Origin of the sequence: Bacillus sp. FSL R5-0416 (genome assembly GCF_037975425.1) — a bacterium.
Classification (GTDB): Bacteria; Bacillota; Bacilli; order Bacillales; family Bacillaceae; genus Bacillus; species Bacillus subtilis.
The window spans coordinates 1,398,644-1,414,609 of record NZ_CP150252.1; the positions used below are offsets into that span (position 1 = coordinate 1,398,644).

Annotated in this window: 17 protein-coding genes, 1 pseudogene and 3 riboswitches; of the genes and pseudogenes, 10 read left to right on the forward strand and 8 right to left on the reverse strand. The window is 44.5% G+C overall.

Annotation, left to right across the window (positions count from 1 at the left end):
- Position 1: 1 nt before the first annotated feature.
- Positions 2–445 (reverse strand): organic hydroperoxide resistance transcriptional regulator OhrR, encoded by a 444-nt coding sequence (gene ohrR, locus NYE20_RS07500; protein ID WP_101502047.1) that lies wholly within the window; start codon positions 443–445, stop codon positions 2–4.
- Positions 446–587: 142 nt separating this feature from the next.
- Here ohrR and NYE20_RS07505 point away from each other — a divergent pair, with 142 nt between their 5' ends.
- The gene (locus NYE20_RS07505) at positions 588–998 is read left to right on the forward strand and encodes an organic hydroperoxide resistance protein (protein ID WP_003232570.1); all 411 of its coding nucleotides are present in this window, start codon (positions 588–590) and stop codon (positions 996–998) included.
- 26 nt (positions 999–1,024) lie between these two features.
- Positions 1,025–1,201, forward strand: a pseudogene (locus tag NYE20_RS07510) (hypothetical protein).
- Between the two features lie 48 nt (positions 1,202–1,249).
- Here the strand turns inward: NYE20_RS07510 and guaD are convergent.
- The 3 genes from guaD to isp form a co-directional block, all read right to left on the reverse strand.
- Complete coding sequence (gene guaD, locus NYE20_RS07515) at positions 1,250–1,720, reverse strand: guanine deaminase (RefSeq protein ID WP_103803692.1); 471 nt, start codon at positions 1,718–1,720, stop codon at positions 1,250–1,252.
- A 172-nt stretch (positions 1,721–1,892) separates the two neighbouring features.
- The gene (gene metE / locus NYE20_RS07520; RefSeq protein WP_103803693.1) at positions 1,893–4,181 is read right to left on the reverse strand and encodes a 5-methyltetrahydropteroyltriglutamate--homocysteine S-methyltransferase; all 2,289 of its coding nucleotides are present in this window, start codon (positions 4,179–4,181) and stop codon (positions 1,893–1,895) included.
- A 127-nt stretch (positions 4,182–4,308) separates the two neighbouring features.
- A riboswitch (SAM riboswitch) is annotated at positions 4,309–4,464 on the reverse strand.
- A 132-nt stretch (positions 4,465–4,596) separates the two neighbouring features.
- Positions 4,597–5,556, reverse strand: coding sequence for a serine protease Isp (gene isp, locus NYE20_RS07525; RefSeq protein ID WP_003232562.1), 960 nt, complete (start codon positions 5,554–5,556; stop codon positions 4,597–4,599).
- A 222-nt stretch (positions 5,557–5,778) separates the two neighbouring features.
- Here isp and rsbRB point away from each other — a divergent pair, with 222 nt between their 5' ends.
- Positions 5,779–6,612: an RsbT co-antagonist RsbRB gene (gene rsbRB, locus NYE20_RS07530; protein WP_003232560.1), complete on the forward strand. Its 834-nt coding sequence runs from the start codon at positions 5,779–5,781 to the stop codon at positions 6,610–6,612.
- A gap of 30 nt (positions 6,613–6,642) precedes the next feature.
- On the opposite strand, the gene thiX is transcribed toward rsbRB, so the two are convergent.
- Genes thiX through thiU form a run of 4 tightly spaced genes read right to left on the reverse strand, consistent with a single transcriptional unit; the run spans position 6,643 to position 10,215 of the window.
- Positions 6,643–7,407 carry an HMP/thiamine ABC transporter permease ThiX gene (thiX, locus tag NYE20_RS07535; protein WP_041850914.1) on the reverse strand — a complete coding sequence of 255 codons (765 nt, stop codon included), beginning with the start codon at positions 7,405–7,407 and terminating at the stop codon, positions 6,643–6,645.
- Positions 7,382–9,025, reverse strand: a complete 1,644-nt coding sequence (locus NYE20_RS07540) for an ABC transporter ATP-binding protein (RefSeq protein ID WP_101502049.1) — start codon at positions 9,023–9,025, stop codon at positions 7,382–7,384. Before NYE20_RS07540 ends, thiX begins: the two co-directional genes overlap by 26 nt.
- Positions 9,012–9,611 (reverse strand): ECF transporter S component, encoded by a 600-nt coding sequence (locus NYE20_RS07545; RefSeq protein WP_003232554.1) that lies wholly within the window; start codon positions 9,609–9,611, stop codon positions 9,012–9,014. Before NYE20_RS07545 ends, NYE20_RS07540 begins: the two co-directional genes overlap by 14 nt.
- Position 9,612: 1 nt before the next feature.
- Positions 9,613–10,215, reverse strand: coding sequence for an HMP/thiamine ABC transporter substrate-binding protein ThiU (thiU, locus tag NYE20_RS07550; RefSeq protein ID WP_021479434.1), 603 nt, complete (start codon positions 10,213–10,215; stop codon positions 9,613–9,615).
- A gap of 96 nt (positions 10,216–10,311) precedes the next feature.
- Positions 10,312–10,424: riboswitch (TPP riboswitch) on the reverse strand.
- A gap of 101 nt (positions 10,425–10,525) precedes the next feature.
- Here thiU and ykoG point away from each other — a divergent pair.
- The 7 genes from ykoG to mgtE all read left to right on the forward strand — a co-directional run bounded on the left by ykoG (position 10,526) and on the right by mgtE (position 15,940).
- Complete coding sequence (ykoG, locus tag NYE20_RS07555) at positions 10,526–11,212, forward strand: two-component system response regulator YkoG (RefSeq protein WP_103803695.1); 687 nt, start codon at positions 10,526–10,528, stop codon at positions 11,210–11,212.
- 3 nt (positions 11,213–11,215) lie between these two features.
- Positions 11,216–12,580: a two-component system sensor histidine kinase YkoH gene (gene ykoH / locus NYE20_RS07560; RefSeq protein WP_064671308.1), complete on the forward strand. Its 1,365-nt coding sequence runs from the start codon at positions 11,216–11,218 to the stop codon at positions 12,578–12,580.
- On the forward strand, positions 12,577–13,257 hold the full coding sequence (locus NYE20_RS07565) for a PepSY domain-containing protein (RefSeq protein WP_103803696.1): 681 nt from the start codon (positions 12,577–12,579) through the stop codon (positions 13,255–13,257). The genes ykoH and NYE20_RS07565 overlap by 4 nt, the downstream gene beginning before the upstream one ends.
- Before the next feature lie 91 nt (positions 13,258–13,348).
- Complete coding sequence (locus NYE20_RS07570; protein WP_014479606.1) at positions 13,349–13,861, forward strand: PepSY domain-containing protein; 513 nt, start codon at positions 13,349–13,351, stop codon at positions 13,859–13,861.
- 81 nt (positions 13,862–13,942) lie between these two features.
- Complete coding sequence (locus NYE20_RS07575) at positions 13,943–14,080, forward strand: transcriptional regulator SplA domain-containing protein (protein ID WP_003218541.1); 138 nt, start codon at positions 13,943–13,945, stop codon at positions 14,078–14,080.
- Positions 14,081–14,187: 107 nt separating this feature from the next.
- Positions 14,188–14,353, forward strand: a riboswitch (M-box (ykoK) riboswitch).
- A gap of 91 nt (positions 14,354–14,444) precedes the next feature.
- Positions 14,445–14,567 carry a hypothetical protein gene (locus NYE20_RS07580; protein WP_009967087.1) on the forward strand — a complete coding sequence of 41 codons (123 nt, stop codon included), beginning with the start codon at positions 14,445–14,447 and terminating at the stop codon, positions 14,565–14,567.
- 17 nt (positions 14,568–14,584) lie between these two features.
- Positions 14,585–15,940 carry a magnesium transporter gene (mgtE, locus tag NYE20_RS07585; protein WP_003232543.1) on the forward strand — a complete coding sequence of 452 codons (1,356 nt, stop codon included), beginning with the start codon at positions 14,585–14,587 and terminating at the stop codon, positions 15,938–15,940.
- The last annotated feature ends 26 nt before the right edge of the window (positions 15,941–15,966 follow it).

Below are 15,966 nucleotides of genomic sequence, written 5' to 3' on the forward strand. Positions count from 1 at the left end.
CTCAATTTTTTTGATGAAGTGTTTCCAGCAATGTATATAGAGCGGATTTTAACTGTTTGAGATCCTCCCCAGACTGCTTTGAGAGCCCCAGAATTGTCTCTGGAATGTCAACCGCTTTTTCTTTTAATAACGCTCCGTCCTCTGTCAGGCTGATCAACACGGACCGCTCATCCTCTTCAGATCTTTTTCTCGTAATCAAACCCTGTTGTTCCATTCGTTTAAGCATCGGAGTGAGCGTTCCTGAATCTAAATACAGCTGTTCGCCTATTTTTTTGACAGTAAGCGTTTCATGTTCCCATAACAAAAGCAAAGCCAAATATTGAGGGTATGTTATATTCAGCTTATCAAGCAGCGGCTTGTATTGCTTTGTCATTTCCCGCGAACTTGCATATAGCAAAAAACATAGCTGATTCTCCAATTTCATATGATCAAATTTATTTTCCATTTTGTTCACCAACTCTTTTTTGTCATTCGATTCTATTGTATCTGAAAAACCTCACTTTTCCTATTCTCGGCAAACATAGCATGTTTAAAAAGATCAGAAAGGGAAATATAACAACTAGATACAAATAAGGAGGTTGGGAAATATGGCACTATTTACAGCAAAAGTAACCGCGCGAGGCGGCCGGGCAGGACATATTACATCAGATGACGGTGTTCTTGATTTTGATATTGTCATGCCAAATGCCAAAAAAGAAGGACAAACCGGCACAAATCCGGAACAGCTCTTTGCGGCAGGGTATGCTGCATGCTTCGGCGGCGCGCTCGAACACGTAGCCAAAGAGCAGAATATCGAAATTGATTCGGAGATTGAAGGGCAGGTCAGCCTCATGAAGGATGAGAGCGACGGCGGGTTTAAAATCGGTGTCACACTTGTTGTGAACACGAAAGATTTAGATCGGGAAAAGGCACAAGAGCTTGTCAACGCCGCTCATGAATTCTGTCCTTACTCCAAGGCAACCAGAGGAAATGTTGATGTAAAACTAGAATTAAAATAATGACCGGCATCCTGAGTGTTCTCAGGATGTTTTTTGGTGTCGGAGCATGCGGGGCGGGCACAGATTTATGATAAAACTTCAGAGAAGCGTTTGAAGCATGCCTTTAAACCAAAAGTTACAGGTGAAGCGGGCGGCTGGCTCGGTGTCTGCCAAGCTGAATTCCGGCGCGCATGATTGCTGTTTTGTATTTGCACAGGGCATAGCGCTACTTGGAGAAATAACAAGGACCAGGCCGCGCATGCCTGATCCTTTTAATATTCTTTCTTATTGGCGAAGTTCCGCCATGCTTGAAACGGGGATAAATGCTCTGTTAGTGTCACTTGATAAAAGGGGATCGTTCTTTCTTCATCAGGTTTATCAATTTCTTTATAAATGAATGAATCATCAAACCCGGCTTCGGCAGCGTCTGTGTGCTCAGCTGCATAGAAAACGGCTTTAGGCCGGGTCCAGTAGATGGCGCCCAAGCACATTGGGCATGGTTCACAGCTCGTATACAAAATGCAGTCATCAAGCTGGTATGCTCCTAGCACCTTACAGGCTTTTCGAATAGCTGTGACTTCCGCGTGGGCAGTCGGATCATTGCTTGTTGTGACGTTGTTCTGTCCCTCTGCAATAATGGCTCCGTCTTTCACGATAACGGCTCCAAAAGGCCCGCCGATTCCTGCATTCACTCCTTCACATGCGAGAGTGACAGCCCGTTTTAAGAACGTTTCATGATTCATCCCAATCCCTCCTGTCAATAGAGTGTTATTAGTATAGCCGAAAAAAATGCAAAGAACATTCTTAAAAAAGTGCAAAATAAACAAAGTAATTGGGGGATTTGCTAAAATAAGAAACTATTGTGGCTGTATTATAGAAAAAAACCATCTGCCAAATGCAGATGGTTTTTTCAAATTATACTAGCTGTGTCTGTTGTGCTCTTGCCTGTTTTGCAGCTTCAACCATGTTTTTCAATGCTGCAACCGTTTCTTCCTGCTGTCTTGTTTTCAATCCGCAGTCTGGATTTACCCAGAAGCGGTCAGTCGGACAGACGGCAAGCGCATCAACGATAATATTGTACATTTCTTCAGTTGACGGCACACGAGGGCTGTGAATGTCATATACACCAAGGCCAAGCCCTTTCAAATACGGGTGGTTTTTTAAGTAATCTAAAAATCCTCCGTGGCTTCTGCTATGTTCGATTGTAATCACATCGGCATCAAGATCATTGATTGTATCAACGATATCTTCGAAGTTGCTGTAGCACATATGTGTATGAATTTGTGTCTCGTTTTTCACGGAAGAAGTGGTTAATCTGAAAGCTTCTGCCGCCCAAGTCAAATACTCATCCCAATCGCGGGTTTTCAATGGAAGGCCTTCACGCAACGCTGGTTCATCGACTTGAATGATTTGAATGCCTGCGTCTTCAAGCGCTTTAACTTCTTTGCGAAGGGCAAGCCCGATTTGGAAGGCGATTTCTTTCCTCGAGATGTCGTTTCGAGGGAAAGACCAGTTTAAGATTGTAACCGGGCCCGTCAGCATTCCTTTTACATTCTTGGAAGTCAATGACTGTGCGTAGACTGTGTCTTTCACTGTCATCGGTTCAATAAATTCAACATCTCCGTAAATGACTGGCGGGCGGACACAGCGTGAGCCGTATGATTGAACCCAGGCATATTTAGTGAAGGCGAAACCGGCCAGCTTTTCACCGAAGTATTCGACCATGTCTGTCCGTTCAAATTCGCCGTGAACAAGGACATCAAGCTCCAATTCTTCCTGAATATCAATCCATCTTTTTGTTTCCGCATTGATAAAGTTTTGATACTGTTCATCGGACCACTCAGCTTTCCGCCATTTTTGGCGTGCGCTCCGCACTTCAGCAGACTGCGGGAAGCTGCCGATCGTTGTCGTCGGCAAAAGCGGAAGGCCGAGAGATTCATTTTGCAGGGCTAAACGTTCTTCAAACGGAATCGGGCGCTTGAAGTCTTTATCAGTTAATTGCTCAAGCTCTTTCTTTTGTTCAGAATTGGCGCCTGTTGCAAACTGTTTAAGCGCCTGGATATCAGCCTTAGCCTGCTGAATCTCTTCGCTGATCGCCGCTTTTCCTGATACTAAGCCTTCTTTCAAAGCTGTCAGCTCGGCCAGCTTTTCTTTTGCGTAGGATAATCCGTTCAATAGGTCTTTTTCCAAATGCTCATCAGGGTGTTTCGCTACCGGAACATGCAGCAGGCTGCTGGAAGGCTGAATCCACAGTTCATCAACTTTTGCAATGCTGAGAATATCAAGAACGGCATCGAGACGCTCTTCAAGGTCCGCTTTCCAAATGTTGCGTCCGTCGATAACACCGGCTGCCAGCACTTTGTCTGTCGGAAAGCCATGTGTTTTAAGCTGTTCCAGGTTTCTGCCTTTGTCGTGAACGAAATCAAGGCCAATACCCTGAACCGGGTAAGAGATCAGCTCTTCATAAGCATCAACAGAATCAAAATACGTCTGCAAAAGCACATTCAAGGATGAAAGCTCACTTGTAATGCTTTCAAATAATTCTTTTACACCGCGGACATCTTCACTAGAGGCGGTAACGAGCGCCGGCTCATCGATTTGAACCCATTTTACGCCTTCTTCTTCAAGCTCTTTCAAAAGCTGTACATATAATGGCACAAGGCGTTTTTGGATCGCTTTTGCTTCAGACGGTTCATAGCCTTTAGCAAGCGTAACGAACGTATAAGGGCCGACAATCACAGGCTTTGTTTCCACACCGTATTCCTGTTTGATCCGGCGATAATCTTCGAGTTGTTTGTTTCTTGTCAGACGGAACTCAATGCTCTCGTCATATTCCGGAACGATGTAATGGTAATTTGTATTAAACCATTTTGTCATTTCACTAGATACGGCGTCTTTGATTCCGCGGGCGATAGCGAAGTATGTATCGGTAGCATCAGTCAAATGTCTGAAACGTTTCGGGATCCAGTTGAAGCTGACTGCTGTGTCGAGTACATGGTCATACTGTGTGAAATCAGAAACAGGCACAACATCAATCTGCTGGTCAATTTGTGTTTTTACTGCGGATAAAAAAAGTTCGTCGATTTGCTTCAAAAACGTATCTTTATCAGTACTGCCTTTCCAATACGCTTCAAGTGCTTTTTTCCATTCCCGGTTCAGTCCGATTCTCGGAAATCCTAAATTCGATGTTTTGATGGTTGTCATTGTTTCTCCTCCTTTATATGTAAAACACTCTCGTTAACCCGCGGATACAGGCTCCTAAGAGGTTTTCTCACAACAAAAAGCCTCTTTCCCATGAGAGAAAGAGGCTTTTCTGCGTAAAACACTGCCTCTCTCATCTCTCAGATTCAATCTGATGGAATTAGCACCGTGCCTTATGAGACATCAGTCTCGGCGCGAAAAGCAGTGCGCCCCATTTCACAATGGTATTACGGTCGGTTGCTGTTGGGGTCAAAAGGCCAATCCCTCGCCCAACTCTCGATAAGAGAAAATGTTATTAATTTTTTGAAAAGTTGAATCATTTGTTGGTAATCTTAACAGTAATTCAAATTCATTGTCAACATAGAATTTGAAATTTTTATTTATATGATGTGGTGTATATTATATAAGAAAAATAATCTTATAGGGTCAACAAATGTGATTGCTCTGCTTTTTCTGCGAGCTCATCAGGAGCTGTTAAATACAGGAATCCATTGCCTGCCAGCGTTTTTGCAATATCAAGAGGAAGTGTCCTGCGGATTAGCTGTGCGAAAACCTCAGATTCAGAAAGCTTTCTTTGAAATGATTCTTCTTCATAGCTTTTGATTAAAGCAAGCGCACCGCTGACATGAGGGGCAGCCATTGAAGTGCCGGTCAGCTTACCGTACTTCTTGTTGGGAAGGGTGGATAAGATGTTTTCTCCTGGTGCCACAAGGTCAATCTCTTTATTTGCGTTAGAAAATTCTGATAATTCTCGCGCTACAGAAACAGATCCAACTGCAATCACTTCATTATAAGCTGCGGGGTAGGAAAGCTCTTCTGTGCGTTCGTCGCCGTCACCTTCATTTCCCGCTGCACAAACGACAAGCACTCCGTTTTTCACTGCGTTTTTCACTGCTTCTTTTAGCTCTGGCACATCGCTTGGCCCTCCAAGGGACATTGAGATGATGTCGACTTTCTGTTCCACCGCGTAGTTGATGCCGTTAATTATCCATTCGTATTGTCCGCTGCCGTTCTCGCCGCCAAGAACCTTCACAATCAATAGGCTTGCCTCAGGCGCGACTCCGGCAATGCCTCCGTTTGAATCATTAGCTGCAATTGTTCCGGCGACGTGTGTGCCGTGTCCGTTGTAGTCGGAAATCGCATCTTCCTTGCCTCCGTCGTCATCCGTGAAGTTCTTTCCGCCGATGATTTGATTTTTTAAATCAGGGTGGCTTGTGTCGCAGCCCGTGTCTAATACAGCAACTTTAATATTTTTGCCTTTTACCCCTTTTGCCCACATTTCTGGCGCCTTAATCACTTTAATGCCCTCAGGAAGCTCGTTTACATCCATGATCTGCTCATTCGTCACATACGGGATCAAGCGGATTTCACCATTCATAAAAAAGCCCTCCTTTTTTATGCTTGCAAGTGGATTCAAGGGTGTTGCCTCATATTATATGAAAAAAGCAAGCGCTCGGACAGAGCCATTTGAAGCATTTTGAAAAAATAGGATACACACCAAAGAATTAGTAATCTTCAAAATATTGGATGGCTTCAACATGTATGACTGGGATTCAACTGTAAGTCAAGTTATAATAGTGTTGGGGAAAGGAGCAGTGTCATGAAACTGAATGAAAAATTATATGCATTTTTTTCAGAGCATGTGGAACAAATGGCCGAGGAATGGATTGAAACGATGGAGGAAAGTGATCCGAATTCGCTTTACGCCCTACATAATGCAACAGTAACGGAAGAATTGAAAGAGCAGGACAGAGAGTTTTACCGGCATCTGAATTACATGTATGTTTTACCGGAAAAACAATTTCTCGAAGAGTTTCAAGAGTGGGTCATTGAGCTGACCAACGATCAAAAACATCTCGACACACCGGTTCAGTATGTCATTCGGGAGTTTATGAGAAACAGGAGATTATATACGAAGTATTTTGAGAAGTTCGCAGAAGAAAATGAATCAGCGTTTGAACCGGGAGAGAAGCAAAAATGGGCAGATTTGATTGTAAAAGTATTTGATTTCACCATTTATACATTCGTTGATCACGCTGAAATGAATGCCAAGCAGCAATTAAACGCCCAAAGAGAAATGATATTGGAATTAAGCTCACCTGTCATTACCCTGAGCAAATCAACAGCTCTGCTGCCGCTTGTCGGTGACATTGATACCGAACGGGCGAAGTTTATTCTGGAAAACACGCTTCAAGCTTGTGCGAAAAGACGTGTGGAGCATCTGTTAATCGATCTGTCAGGTGTTGTTGTGGTGGATACGATGGTGGCGCACCAGATCTTTAAATTGATTGAGGCGCTTAATCTGATCGGTGTCCGGTCAACCCTGTCAGGAATCAGGCCTGAAATTGCGCAAACTGCTGTACAGCTGGGGATTGACTTTTCGAATATTACTATTAAAACCAACCTTGCCCAAGCATTAAACTATCATCAATAAAAAAATCCGCTATCTGTGATAGCGGATTTTTTATGATGCGAAACATAAAGATACGAGAAAGGATCCCGCGAATAATAAGAGGACGAGGCAAAAGAACACCCAGTCGCGCCGGTTCACGCTCAATGTCCTGTAGTATGTCCGGTTTCTGCTTCCTGTAAATCCTTTCGATTCCATCGCAAGCGCTGTCCGTTCCGCTTTTCTGATGGCGCTTGCCAATAGCGGTATGGTATATCGTTTTAACGCACTGATTTTATTCATGATGCCGCTCTCCGCCGCTCCTCCTCTGATTTTATGAGCCTGCTGAATCAGCTGGACCTCATCCTTTAACAGCGGAAGAAAGCGAAAGCCTGCAATGACACCGTACGCGAGCTTTGGTGAGAGCCTGCACTGCTGGACAAGGCTCAGCATAAATAAAATCGGATCGGTTGTAAAAACAAACATCATCGATAAGGCGGAAAAGCATAAAATACGAAACCCGAGAGAGATGCCGACAGACAAATTATCGCTGTTAATGGAGATAGGGCCTGCTTGAAACAAAAAATTATCCGGTGTTGTCGGCACTTTTCCAAAAACTGCGGCTGTCCACACGCACCCGAATGCTAAAATCAAAAACGGAATCGTAAACAACAACCATTTTTTCAATGGGATTCCGGCCGCCAGTAAAACGCCCGCAACGATGATGATATAAAAACATGCCGGAGTGAAAGGGTTGTAAATAAACGACAGCATGACGACACAACAAAAAACCGCCGCCGCTTTCACAGTCGGATTAATGAGATGTAACGGCTGCTTCATCACGCACCTCCTCTTGAAATGCCATCCATTCATATAGAAGGGGAAGGGTGAGCTTTGCTTTTTGGACAAGCCCTGTTTCTTGAGAAAACAACTGCGCTGGAGATCCGTCAAAGGCCAGGCCTGTATCGTGAAGCACAAGCACGCTGTCAGCATACGAAGAGACTAGCTCCATATCGTGTGTAATCATAAGGACAGCAGTTCCCTCTGCCTTGATACGTTGAATCATTTCCATGCATTCAGCCGCCGTGCGGGCATCCTGGCCAAAGGTTGGTTCGTCTAATAATAAAACCTTTACGTCATGCATGAGCATAGTAGCTACGCTCAGTCGCCGTTTTTGCCCTTGGCTGATCGCAAACGGATGATGATCAGCCAAATGCGCAAGACCAAAACGCTGCAGCAGGTGTTGCGCTTTTTTCTCAGTTTCAGCATTTGCTTTCTGGCCGAACAGAAGCTCGTCATACACCGTATCGGTGACGAATTGATGCTCAGGGTTTTGAAAAACAAATCCCATCCGTTTACGCAATTCTTTTTCTTTATATTTCTGCAGCGGCTGGTCATAAAGAAGGATTTTGCCGCTTTGCGGTTTCATGAGACGGGCCAGAACTGATAAGAGCGTCGATTTTCCAGTGCCGTTCGGACCGACAAGCGCCGTTAAAGAGCCTCCGCGCAACGAAAAGCTGATGTCTTTGAAAATCGTCTGCTGTCCTCTCGCGAACGAAAGGCTGCTGACTTCAAGCACACTCTCCCCAGAAGGGGCTTTCTTCTTTTTGACATGCCCGGCAGGAATAGGCTCTTTGAACAGCATCTCTTTTGATAAAGTAAACGGCATACTCAGCTTTTCCTGCAGATGACAGACCTTTGGAATGGCGATGCCCAATTTCTTTAGTGTCTCCGCTTCATGCTGAAATAGATTTTTCGTCAGGCCATCCAGTGCCTTTTTGCCTGATTTGTCGAGTACGATCGTTCTCTCAATCCAAGGCGCCCATTCATCAAGCTGGTGCTCAATGACGAGGAGGCTGAAACCTTTTTCCCGCTGAAGATCCTTCATCAGATGAACGAACTCCCGAGCTGAGAAAGGGTCTAAAAGAGAGGTCGGCTCATCTAAAATAATAAGCTCAGGCTCCATCGCCAAAATACAGGCGAGAGCCACTTTCTGCTTTTGTCCTCCTGAAAGGGTTGAGATCATTTTTTCTTTTAAATGGGTAATGCGTAATTTTTCTAATACGGCGTTGATTTTCTCTGTCATTTCTTCTTTTGGAATTTGCAGATTTTCCAGCCCGAACGCTATTTCGTCCTCCACCGTCAGCATGCAGAACTGCTGATCAGGATCCTGAAAAACGACCCCGGCATGCTGAGCAATCGTTTCGGAGGTTTCAGCATCTGTGACCGGCTTTTGAAATAGAAATACATGTCCGGACTGAATGCCGTCGCAAGCCTCCGGATATAGACCGTTTAAACAAAGGGCGAGCGAGCTTTTACCGCATCCGCTCGGTCCTAATAATAAAACACATTCTCCTTTTTGAAGCTCAAACGAAATGTCTTGAAAAACCGGTTTCTCGTCTTCTTCATAAGAGAAGCTGAGCTGCTCAACCGTCAGAAGCTCATCAAAGGCTTGCATGTTCTGACGCCCGCTTCCGTTTCTTTTTCAGTTCCTTTCCGAGTGCCATTCCGTTTAACACACCTGTATAAGCGAGAGAGTCGCTGACAGCTTTTCCAAGAAGCCCCGCCAAAAGCGCGCCGGAAATGAGGCGGATCACAAGCATAATGAGCAGATAACCTGGTGAATAGGCTGCATAGCCAGAAACAAAGAGATCATAGATAAAGCTGGCTACTGAAGATCCCATACCGGCCAGCATAAGGACAGGGAGAGAGTATGCTTTCCAGCGTGTTGCAAGAAACACAGCCTCAGCCCCGAGTCCTTGAACAATGCCAATGACGATGACCATCGGGCCAGACGGATTTCCCAGCAGGCACTCAACGAGAGCGGCAATGATTTCAGAAACGAGCGCCGCACCCGGTTTTCGAATCATGTACGCGGCGATCACAGAAACGATAAACCAAATGCCGTAAATCGGTTCATAGGCGATTGGCCCAAACATACCTGCAAGCACGTTTCCGAAATGTGTAAATAATAAATAAACAACGGCAAATACGATACTGATAACCGACATGATGACAATTTCTTTTACTTTCCAGCTTTTCATTTTATCCCTGCTTTCTGTTTTTTCTTGATGGACTGTTAGCCGAAAGATTCACAGTCATGGTGATATGGTTTGTTTGCTGCTCGGCCATGCGGAAAACGGCTTCCAATGTGCTGAATACGTCATGCGCATCCCCGTCAAGCTCGCTCGCGTAATGGACACCCTGTACGAAAGTGCCTTGGGCTTTTGCAATGTCGACAGCCTTCATAATCAATCCCATATAATCCGGCTCGTTCATTGGATAAAGGGCAAATTGGCACGGCGCTTCCGCCTTCAAGCCTCGGACAGCATCATCATTGACACGCTTATCACCTTTGGAAAGATATGTATCCCCCTGTGTGTCACCCGGGCATCCAATGGAAAACGTGCCGTTCATGACGATGTGTTGTTCGCTGTTTGCTGCATGAAGGTAAATGGCTTTTGCAGCATCGAATACATGATCAATCGATCCGCGTAACACCGTGCTGATATGGTCGGTTTTCGTCCATACCTTGGATGTATCTGTTTTTTTCAGCGCAGACTTGATCACACTGATAAAATCATCCGTCATCGGATATAAAGAGAAGCGAAAACCGGCGATTTTGCTTGTACCGCAAATATGCTCCATTTCTCCGACCTCCTGTTTTTTTGGTAAAATAAAAAACTGCATATCCTAAGGGAATATGCAGTCATAGATCGATTAAGCGCACAAAAAAATACACCATTCGGTCAACCTGCACTTCCCCACGCTGGTATTATCCAGATCGGGTCATAAGGGATCAAAGCGCGTTTCTTCCGCGCTTTATCTCAGCCAAAACAGCACCCCTAGTGCTTTCCGTATACAATTTTTTATTTTGACATCATAATAGATGATAAGAATCATTTTGTAAACAACGAAATCATTTTTTTCATATAGGGACAGGAGAGGATGATCACATTTGGACAAAGGACACATATTAATTGTGGAAGATGAAGAAAAAATCGCCAGGGTTCTGCAGCTTGAATTGGAATATGAAGGATACAGCGTCACGATCAAACAGAATGGCACAGAAGGTCTTGATGCGGCAGCGGAAGGCGGGTATTCCTTGGTGCTTCTTGATGTTATGCTTCCGGGGCTTAGCGGACTGGAAGTGCTGCGCCGCTTGAGAAAAACGGATTCGCAGACACCGGTCATATTATTAACGGCGCGAGACAGTATTCCTGATAAGGTAACAGGTCTGGACATCGGTGCGAATGACTATGTCACCAAGCCGTTTGAAATCGAGGAATTGCTTGCGAGAATCAGGGCGGCGCTGCGACAAAATGGAACAAAAACTGAAGATATCGGCACCTTTCTTACATATGACGATTTGCGGGTGAACGAAAAAACCCGTGAAGTGAGACGCGGAGACAAAGAGGTGGAATTAACGCCACGGGAATTTGATCTGCTCGTCTATATGCTAAAGCATCCGCAGCAAGTGCTGACACGGGAGCAAATTCTAAGCTCGGTATGGGGATTTGATTATATCGGTGATACAAATGTCGTGGACGTCTACATAAGATACATCAGAAAAAAACTGGACTATCCTTACGAAAAACAGCTGATCCATACGATTCGAGGGGTCGGCTATGCCATTAAGGGGTAAACGATGAAGCTGAAGACCAAGATTCATCTATACACTTCGATATCACTGTTGATTTTATTAATTTTGGTTCATACCGCAGTATATCTCATTTTTTCGTCTGCGCTGACATCAAAGGATGCGGCCCGGCTTGCTGATGAGACGGATAACATTGCCGAAGCGCTGCGTGCCGCTGAAACAGAAGGAGTGGCTTTGCAGGATATGCTGCAGGCCTATCTTCCGGCAAATGGCATGGTGCGTGTAGTGAATGGTGATCAAAAAGCCGTTATGACGATCACAAAAGAAAAAGCCTATAAAGATTTTCCTCTCTCTTTTCATAGCGGCGAAACGGCAGATGTGAGGAAACATGACGGCAAGCTGTTTGCCGAGGCTGCTGTTCCGGTGATTTGGACCGATGGACAAGTGGTGTCTCTTCAGCTGGTTGAAAGGCTGGAGAACACAGAAGAGAGTCTGTTTCTGCTGAAAATCATCTTAATCGCTGCAAGTGCTGCTGTCTGCATTGCTTCTTTTTTTGCAGGCAGCTTGCTTGCCCGCCGTATCATCAATCCGATCAGACGATTAATGATCACAATGAAAGACATACAGCGAGACAAAGAATTTAAAACGATTTCTTTAGAAGGACAGTCCAACGATGAATTGTATCAAATGGGGCTGACATTTAATGAAATGGCAATGATGCTGAAGGAGCACTATGATAAACAGCAGCAATTTGTTCAAGATGCTTCACACGAATTGAAAACCCCGCTCACTATTATAGAAAGCTACAGCAGTCTGATGAAGCGGTGGGGGGCAAAAAAGCCGGAGGTGCTTGAGGAGTCGATAGAAGCCATTCACTCAGAAGCGGTGCATATGAAAAAACTGACCAATCAGCTTTTGGCGCTGGCCAAAAGCCATCAAGGACTCGAGGTTGATCTGAAAACAATCGATCTGATTGAAGCGGCGCGCGCGGTTATGCAAACGCTCCAGTCCGTTTATCAGCGTGACATATTGCTTGAAACAGATAAAGAGAGCCTGCTTGTAAAGGCTGATGAAGAACGCATCAAGCAGCTGTTGACCATTTTGCTTGATAATGCAATAAAGTATAGTGAAAAGCCTATTGAGATGTCAGCCGGAACGAGGAATGGACGGCCATTTCTATCAGTGAGGGATGAAGGCATCGGAATACCTGAGGAGCATATCCCGCATTTGTTCGAACGGTTCTACCGGGCAGATGAGGCACGAAACAGAAAAACAGGCGGAACGGGTTTAGGCCTTTCCATTGCCAAGCAAATCGCTGATGAGCATGGCATTGAGCTGTCTGTCAAAAGCAAGCCGGGACAAGGAACAGCTGTCACCATGCAATTCAGCGAACAGAATGGGGGAGGCCGATGACTAAAACAATAAAAACAGTATCTTTTGCTGCAGCAGCCATTTTAGTTGTCATCATCTGTACGTTTCTCATCATTCGGCAAACCCATGAGAACGTATTGTCAAAGGAGACTGTCGTAAAAAAAGTTGAAGCCTCTTATGAAGGCAAGGTCACGAAAGCAACACAATCAAAGGATAAAAAAACATATGATATAACCCTTGAAAATCCAAAGGGAACTTACTTTGTAAAAGCAGACGCAATATCGGCTGACATTCTTTCAATGAATAGAGTAAAAGCAGTAAATCCATCTGCCATGACAGAAAAAGAAGCCGAGCATCTCGCGCTTGAGCGGGTGCCGGGAACGGTCAAAAAACAAACACGGCAAAGTCGAGTTGCCACTTATACCATACAAAAAGAAGACGGGAAAACATACGAAGTGAAGGTAGACATGCAGGCAAAAACAGTCTTGTCTGCCGATCAAATCAGCAGCAAAGATCAACAAAAAACGCCGATTACGAAAAAAGAAGCCAAAACAATTGCAGAGCGAAAAACGGGCGGTAAAGCGGATGACGCAGATCTCGAAGAAAGTGAGGGCACTCTCATCTTTGAAGTGGACGTTGATCTTCCTGATGATAAGGAAGCGACAGTGAAAATCAATGCCTACACAGGAAAGGTAGCTAACATTGTGTATGAAGACTGACGGTTTCTCATCAAATTCTCATCTTGCTCTCGTTTTCCTTTCATGTTGAGTGTGTAAACTGTACTCATACAAAACAAAGGAGGACTCACAAATGCTCAAGAAAAAATGGATGGTCGGTCTTTTAGCAGGATGCCTAGCGGCCGGAGGATTCAGCTACAACGCGTTTGCCAAAGAAAACAATGAAAACAGACAGGCTTCTTCTAAGACGGATGCACTCACTGAACAAGAAGCAGAAGCAATTGCTAAAACAGTTGTTGACGGCACAGTAGAAGACATTGACAGAGACCTTTACAACGGCAAAGAAGTCTATGAAGTGGAGATTGAAAAAGAAGGTGAAGACTACGACGTTTATGTAGATATTCATACAAAACAAGCGCTTAATGACCCGTTAAAGGAGAAAGCAGAACAAGTCGCCATAACCAAAGAAGAAGCTGAAGAAATTGCTTTAAAGCAAACAGGCGGAACCGTAACAGAAAGTAAGCTTGACGAAGATGACGGTGCTTACATCTATGAAATGGAAATCCAAACGAAACAAGGAACTGAGACAGAATTTGAAATTTCCGCAAAAGATGGACGCATTATCAAACAGGAGATAGATGACTAATCAAAACCCCCGCTGCGCGGGGGTTTTTCATGATAAGAAACCTTCTTTTGGACAATCTAAGTAGAAAAGGAGGCGAAACGCATGGAAAAGAAAGAGGAGCAATACATCAATCAGGCTGAATATGTCCCTCATCCGACGAAGGAAGGAGAGTATGCCTTATTTCTTCATGAAACGTATCATTTGCTTTCTGAAGATGACGAGACACAAACAACAGAATAAGGGCTTAGGCCCTTGTTTTGTTCCGTAATTGTGATGTAAGCGCATTTATTACTTTTTTGAGTTGACACAGCTTGTTTTTTTCTGTAATCTCAGTGTGTCAATTCAATTAGGAACTTCGTTAGGTGAGGCTCCTGTATGGAGATACGCTGCTGCCCAAAAATGTCCAAAGACGCCAATGGGTCAACAGAAATCATCGACATAAGGTGATTTTTAATGCAGCTGGATGCTTGTCCTATGCCATACAGTGCTAAAGCTCTACGATTGAAGGCGCCCGCACGCTTTTTTTGCCGTGCTTCTTTCACCTTCAATCCCGAAGGCTTTTTTTATGCCTTTAAAACGAAACCAATCAAAGGAGGTGCGGAGTATGGATTCTCCCCATTCGAGTCAATCTGAAGAAGTACCCATATACTATGACAGCAAGACAATTGATTACACGATGAGGAGACGAACTGCCGCACCTTCTGGCGAGGCCGGCACGTCTCCGTAGAGGAGGTACGAGTCCCGATGGTTCAAAACATGACCTATGACGAACTCATTTTACGCATCATTATTTTACTGCGAGACGGGAAAATCAGGGATTTCAGAAGTGTTATTGATGAGCTTCAGCCCTATGACATGGCATTTATTTTTAAAGAAATGCCGGAAAAACACCGTGCCCGCTATTTATCTTATTTAACTGTAGACGATATCACTGATATGATCGGGGAGCTGGAACGCGAATTTCAGCTTGTCGTCTTAAATAAAGTCGGAAAAACAAAAGCAACACTGGCGATGAATAAAATGGACAACGATGACCTCGCTCAATTGCTTGAAGAAATGGACGAAGAACTGAAGGAACAGCTTTTGTCCAGCATGGAAGCGTCAGAGTCAAAAGCTGTACAGCTCTTGATGAATTACCCGGCTGATTCAGCGGGACGCATGATGACAAACCGGTATGTGTGGATTCCTCAGCATTACACGGTAAAAGACGCGGTCGTCAAGCTGAAAAGCTTCGCTGAAATAGCTGAATCGATCAACTACTTATATGTTATTAATGAAAGCAAACAGCTGGTTGGGGTTCTTTCCTACCGCGATTTGATTCTGGGTGAACCTGAAGAAAAGGTGCAGGATTTAATGTTTACCCGCGTCATATCAGCAGATGCTCTTCAGGACCAGGAAGAAGTTGCCCGCCTGATTGAACGTTACGATTTTTTGGCAATACCGGTTGTAGAAGAAAACAACGTGCTTGTCGGTATTGTGACGGTCGATGATATTATCGACGTCGTTATTCGGGAAGCTGATGAGGATTACGAAAAATTTGCCGCTTCCGGTAAAGACATCACCTTTGACACAAAAGCTTACGTGGCGGCATACCGGCGCCTGCCATGGCTGATTTTACTCTTGTTTATCGGACTGATTTCAGGAAGCATTATCAGCTATTTTGAAGATGCGCTGAAGCAGGTTGTCGCGCTTGCGTTTTTCATGCCGATGGTGTCAGGGATGACAGGAAATACGGGAACACAATCTCTCGCGGTTGTCATCAGAGGTTTGTCTAAAGAAGAAATGAACAAAAAAACGATTGTGCGCCTGATCTTCCGGGAGTTCAGAACAAGCATTTTTATCGGAGCGGTTTGTTCTGTGCTGATTGCGATTGTCTCCATCATATGGCAGGGGAATGCGCTTTTGGGATTTGTTGTCGCCTCTTCACTGTTCTTAACCTTAATCATCGGCACGATGTCAGGAACGATTATTCCTATTATTTTGCACAAACTGAAAGTAGACCCGGCGATTGCTTCTGGACCGCTGATTACAACGTTAAACGATATTTTATCTTTATTAATCTACTTTGGCATTGCCACTGCATTCATTCACTCATTATAAACGTAAAAAGTCCGTCTCAACTGCGA

Excerpts from the sequence above, each read along its gene's own strand:
- ohrR (WP_101502047.1), bottom strand. The coding sequence starts at position 445 with ATGGAAAATAAATTTGATCATATGAAATTGGAGAATCAGCTATGTTTT.
- NYE20_RS07505 (WP_003232570.1), top strand. The coding sequence starts at position 588 with ATGGCACTATTTACAGCAAAAGTAACCGCGCGAGGCGGCCGGGCAGGA.
- guaD (WP_103803692.1), bottom strand. The coding sequence starts at position 1,720 with ATGAATCATGAAACGTTCTTAAAACGGGCTGTCACTCTCGCATGTGAA.
- metE (WP_103803693.1), bottom strand. The coding sequence starts at position 4,181 with ATGACAACCATCAAAACATCGAATTTAGGATTTCCGAGAATCGGACTG.
- isp (WP_003232562.1), bottom strand. The coding sequence starts at position 5,556 with ATGAATGGTGAAATCCGCTTGATCCCGTATGTGACGAATGAGCAGATC.
- rsbRB (WP_003232560.1), top strand. The coding sequence starts at position 5,779 with ATGAAACTGAATGAAAAATTATATGCATTTTTTTCAGAGCATGTGGAA.
- thiX (WP_041850914.1), bottom strand. The coding sequence starts at position 7,407 with ATGAAGCAGCCGTTACATCTCATTAATCCGACTGTGAAAGCGGCGGCG.
- NYE20_RS07540 (WP_101502049.1), bottom strand. The coding sequence starts at position 9,025 with ATGCAAGCCTTTGATGAGCTTCTGACGGTTGAGCAGCTCAGCTTCTCT.
- NYE20_RS07545 (WP_003232554.1), bottom strand. The coding sequence starts at position 9,611 with ATGAAAAGCTGGAAAGTAAAAGAAATTGTCATCATGTCGGTTATCAGT.
- thiU (WP_021479434.1), bottom strand. The coding sequence starts at position 10,215 with ATGGAGCATATTTGCGGTACAAGCAAAATCGCCGGTTTTCGCTTCTCT.
- ykoH (WP_064671308.1), top strand. The coding sequence starts at position 11,216 with ATGAAGCTGAAGACCAAGATTCATCTATACACTTCGATATCACTGTTG.
- NYE20_RS07565 (WP_103803696.1), top strand. The coding sequence starts at position 12,577 with ATGACTAAAACAATAAAAACAGTATCTTTTGCTGCAGCAGCCATTTTA.
- NYE20_RS07570 (WP_014479606.1), top strand. The coding sequence starts at position 13,349 with ATGCTCAAGAAAAAATGGATGGTCGGTCTTTTAGCAGGATGCCTAGCG.
- NYE20_RS07575 (WP_003218541.1), top strand. The coding sequence starts at position 13,943 with ATGGAAAAGAAAGAGGAGCAATACATCAATCAGGCTGAATATGTCCCT.
- NYE20_RS07580 (WP_009967087.1), top strand. The coding sequence starts at position 14,445 with ATGGATTCTCCCCATTCGAGTCAATCTGAAGAAGTACCCATATACTAT.
- mgtE (WP_003232543.1), top strand. The coding sequence starts at position 14,585 with ATGGTTCAAAACATGACCTATGACGAACTCATTTTACGCATCATTATT.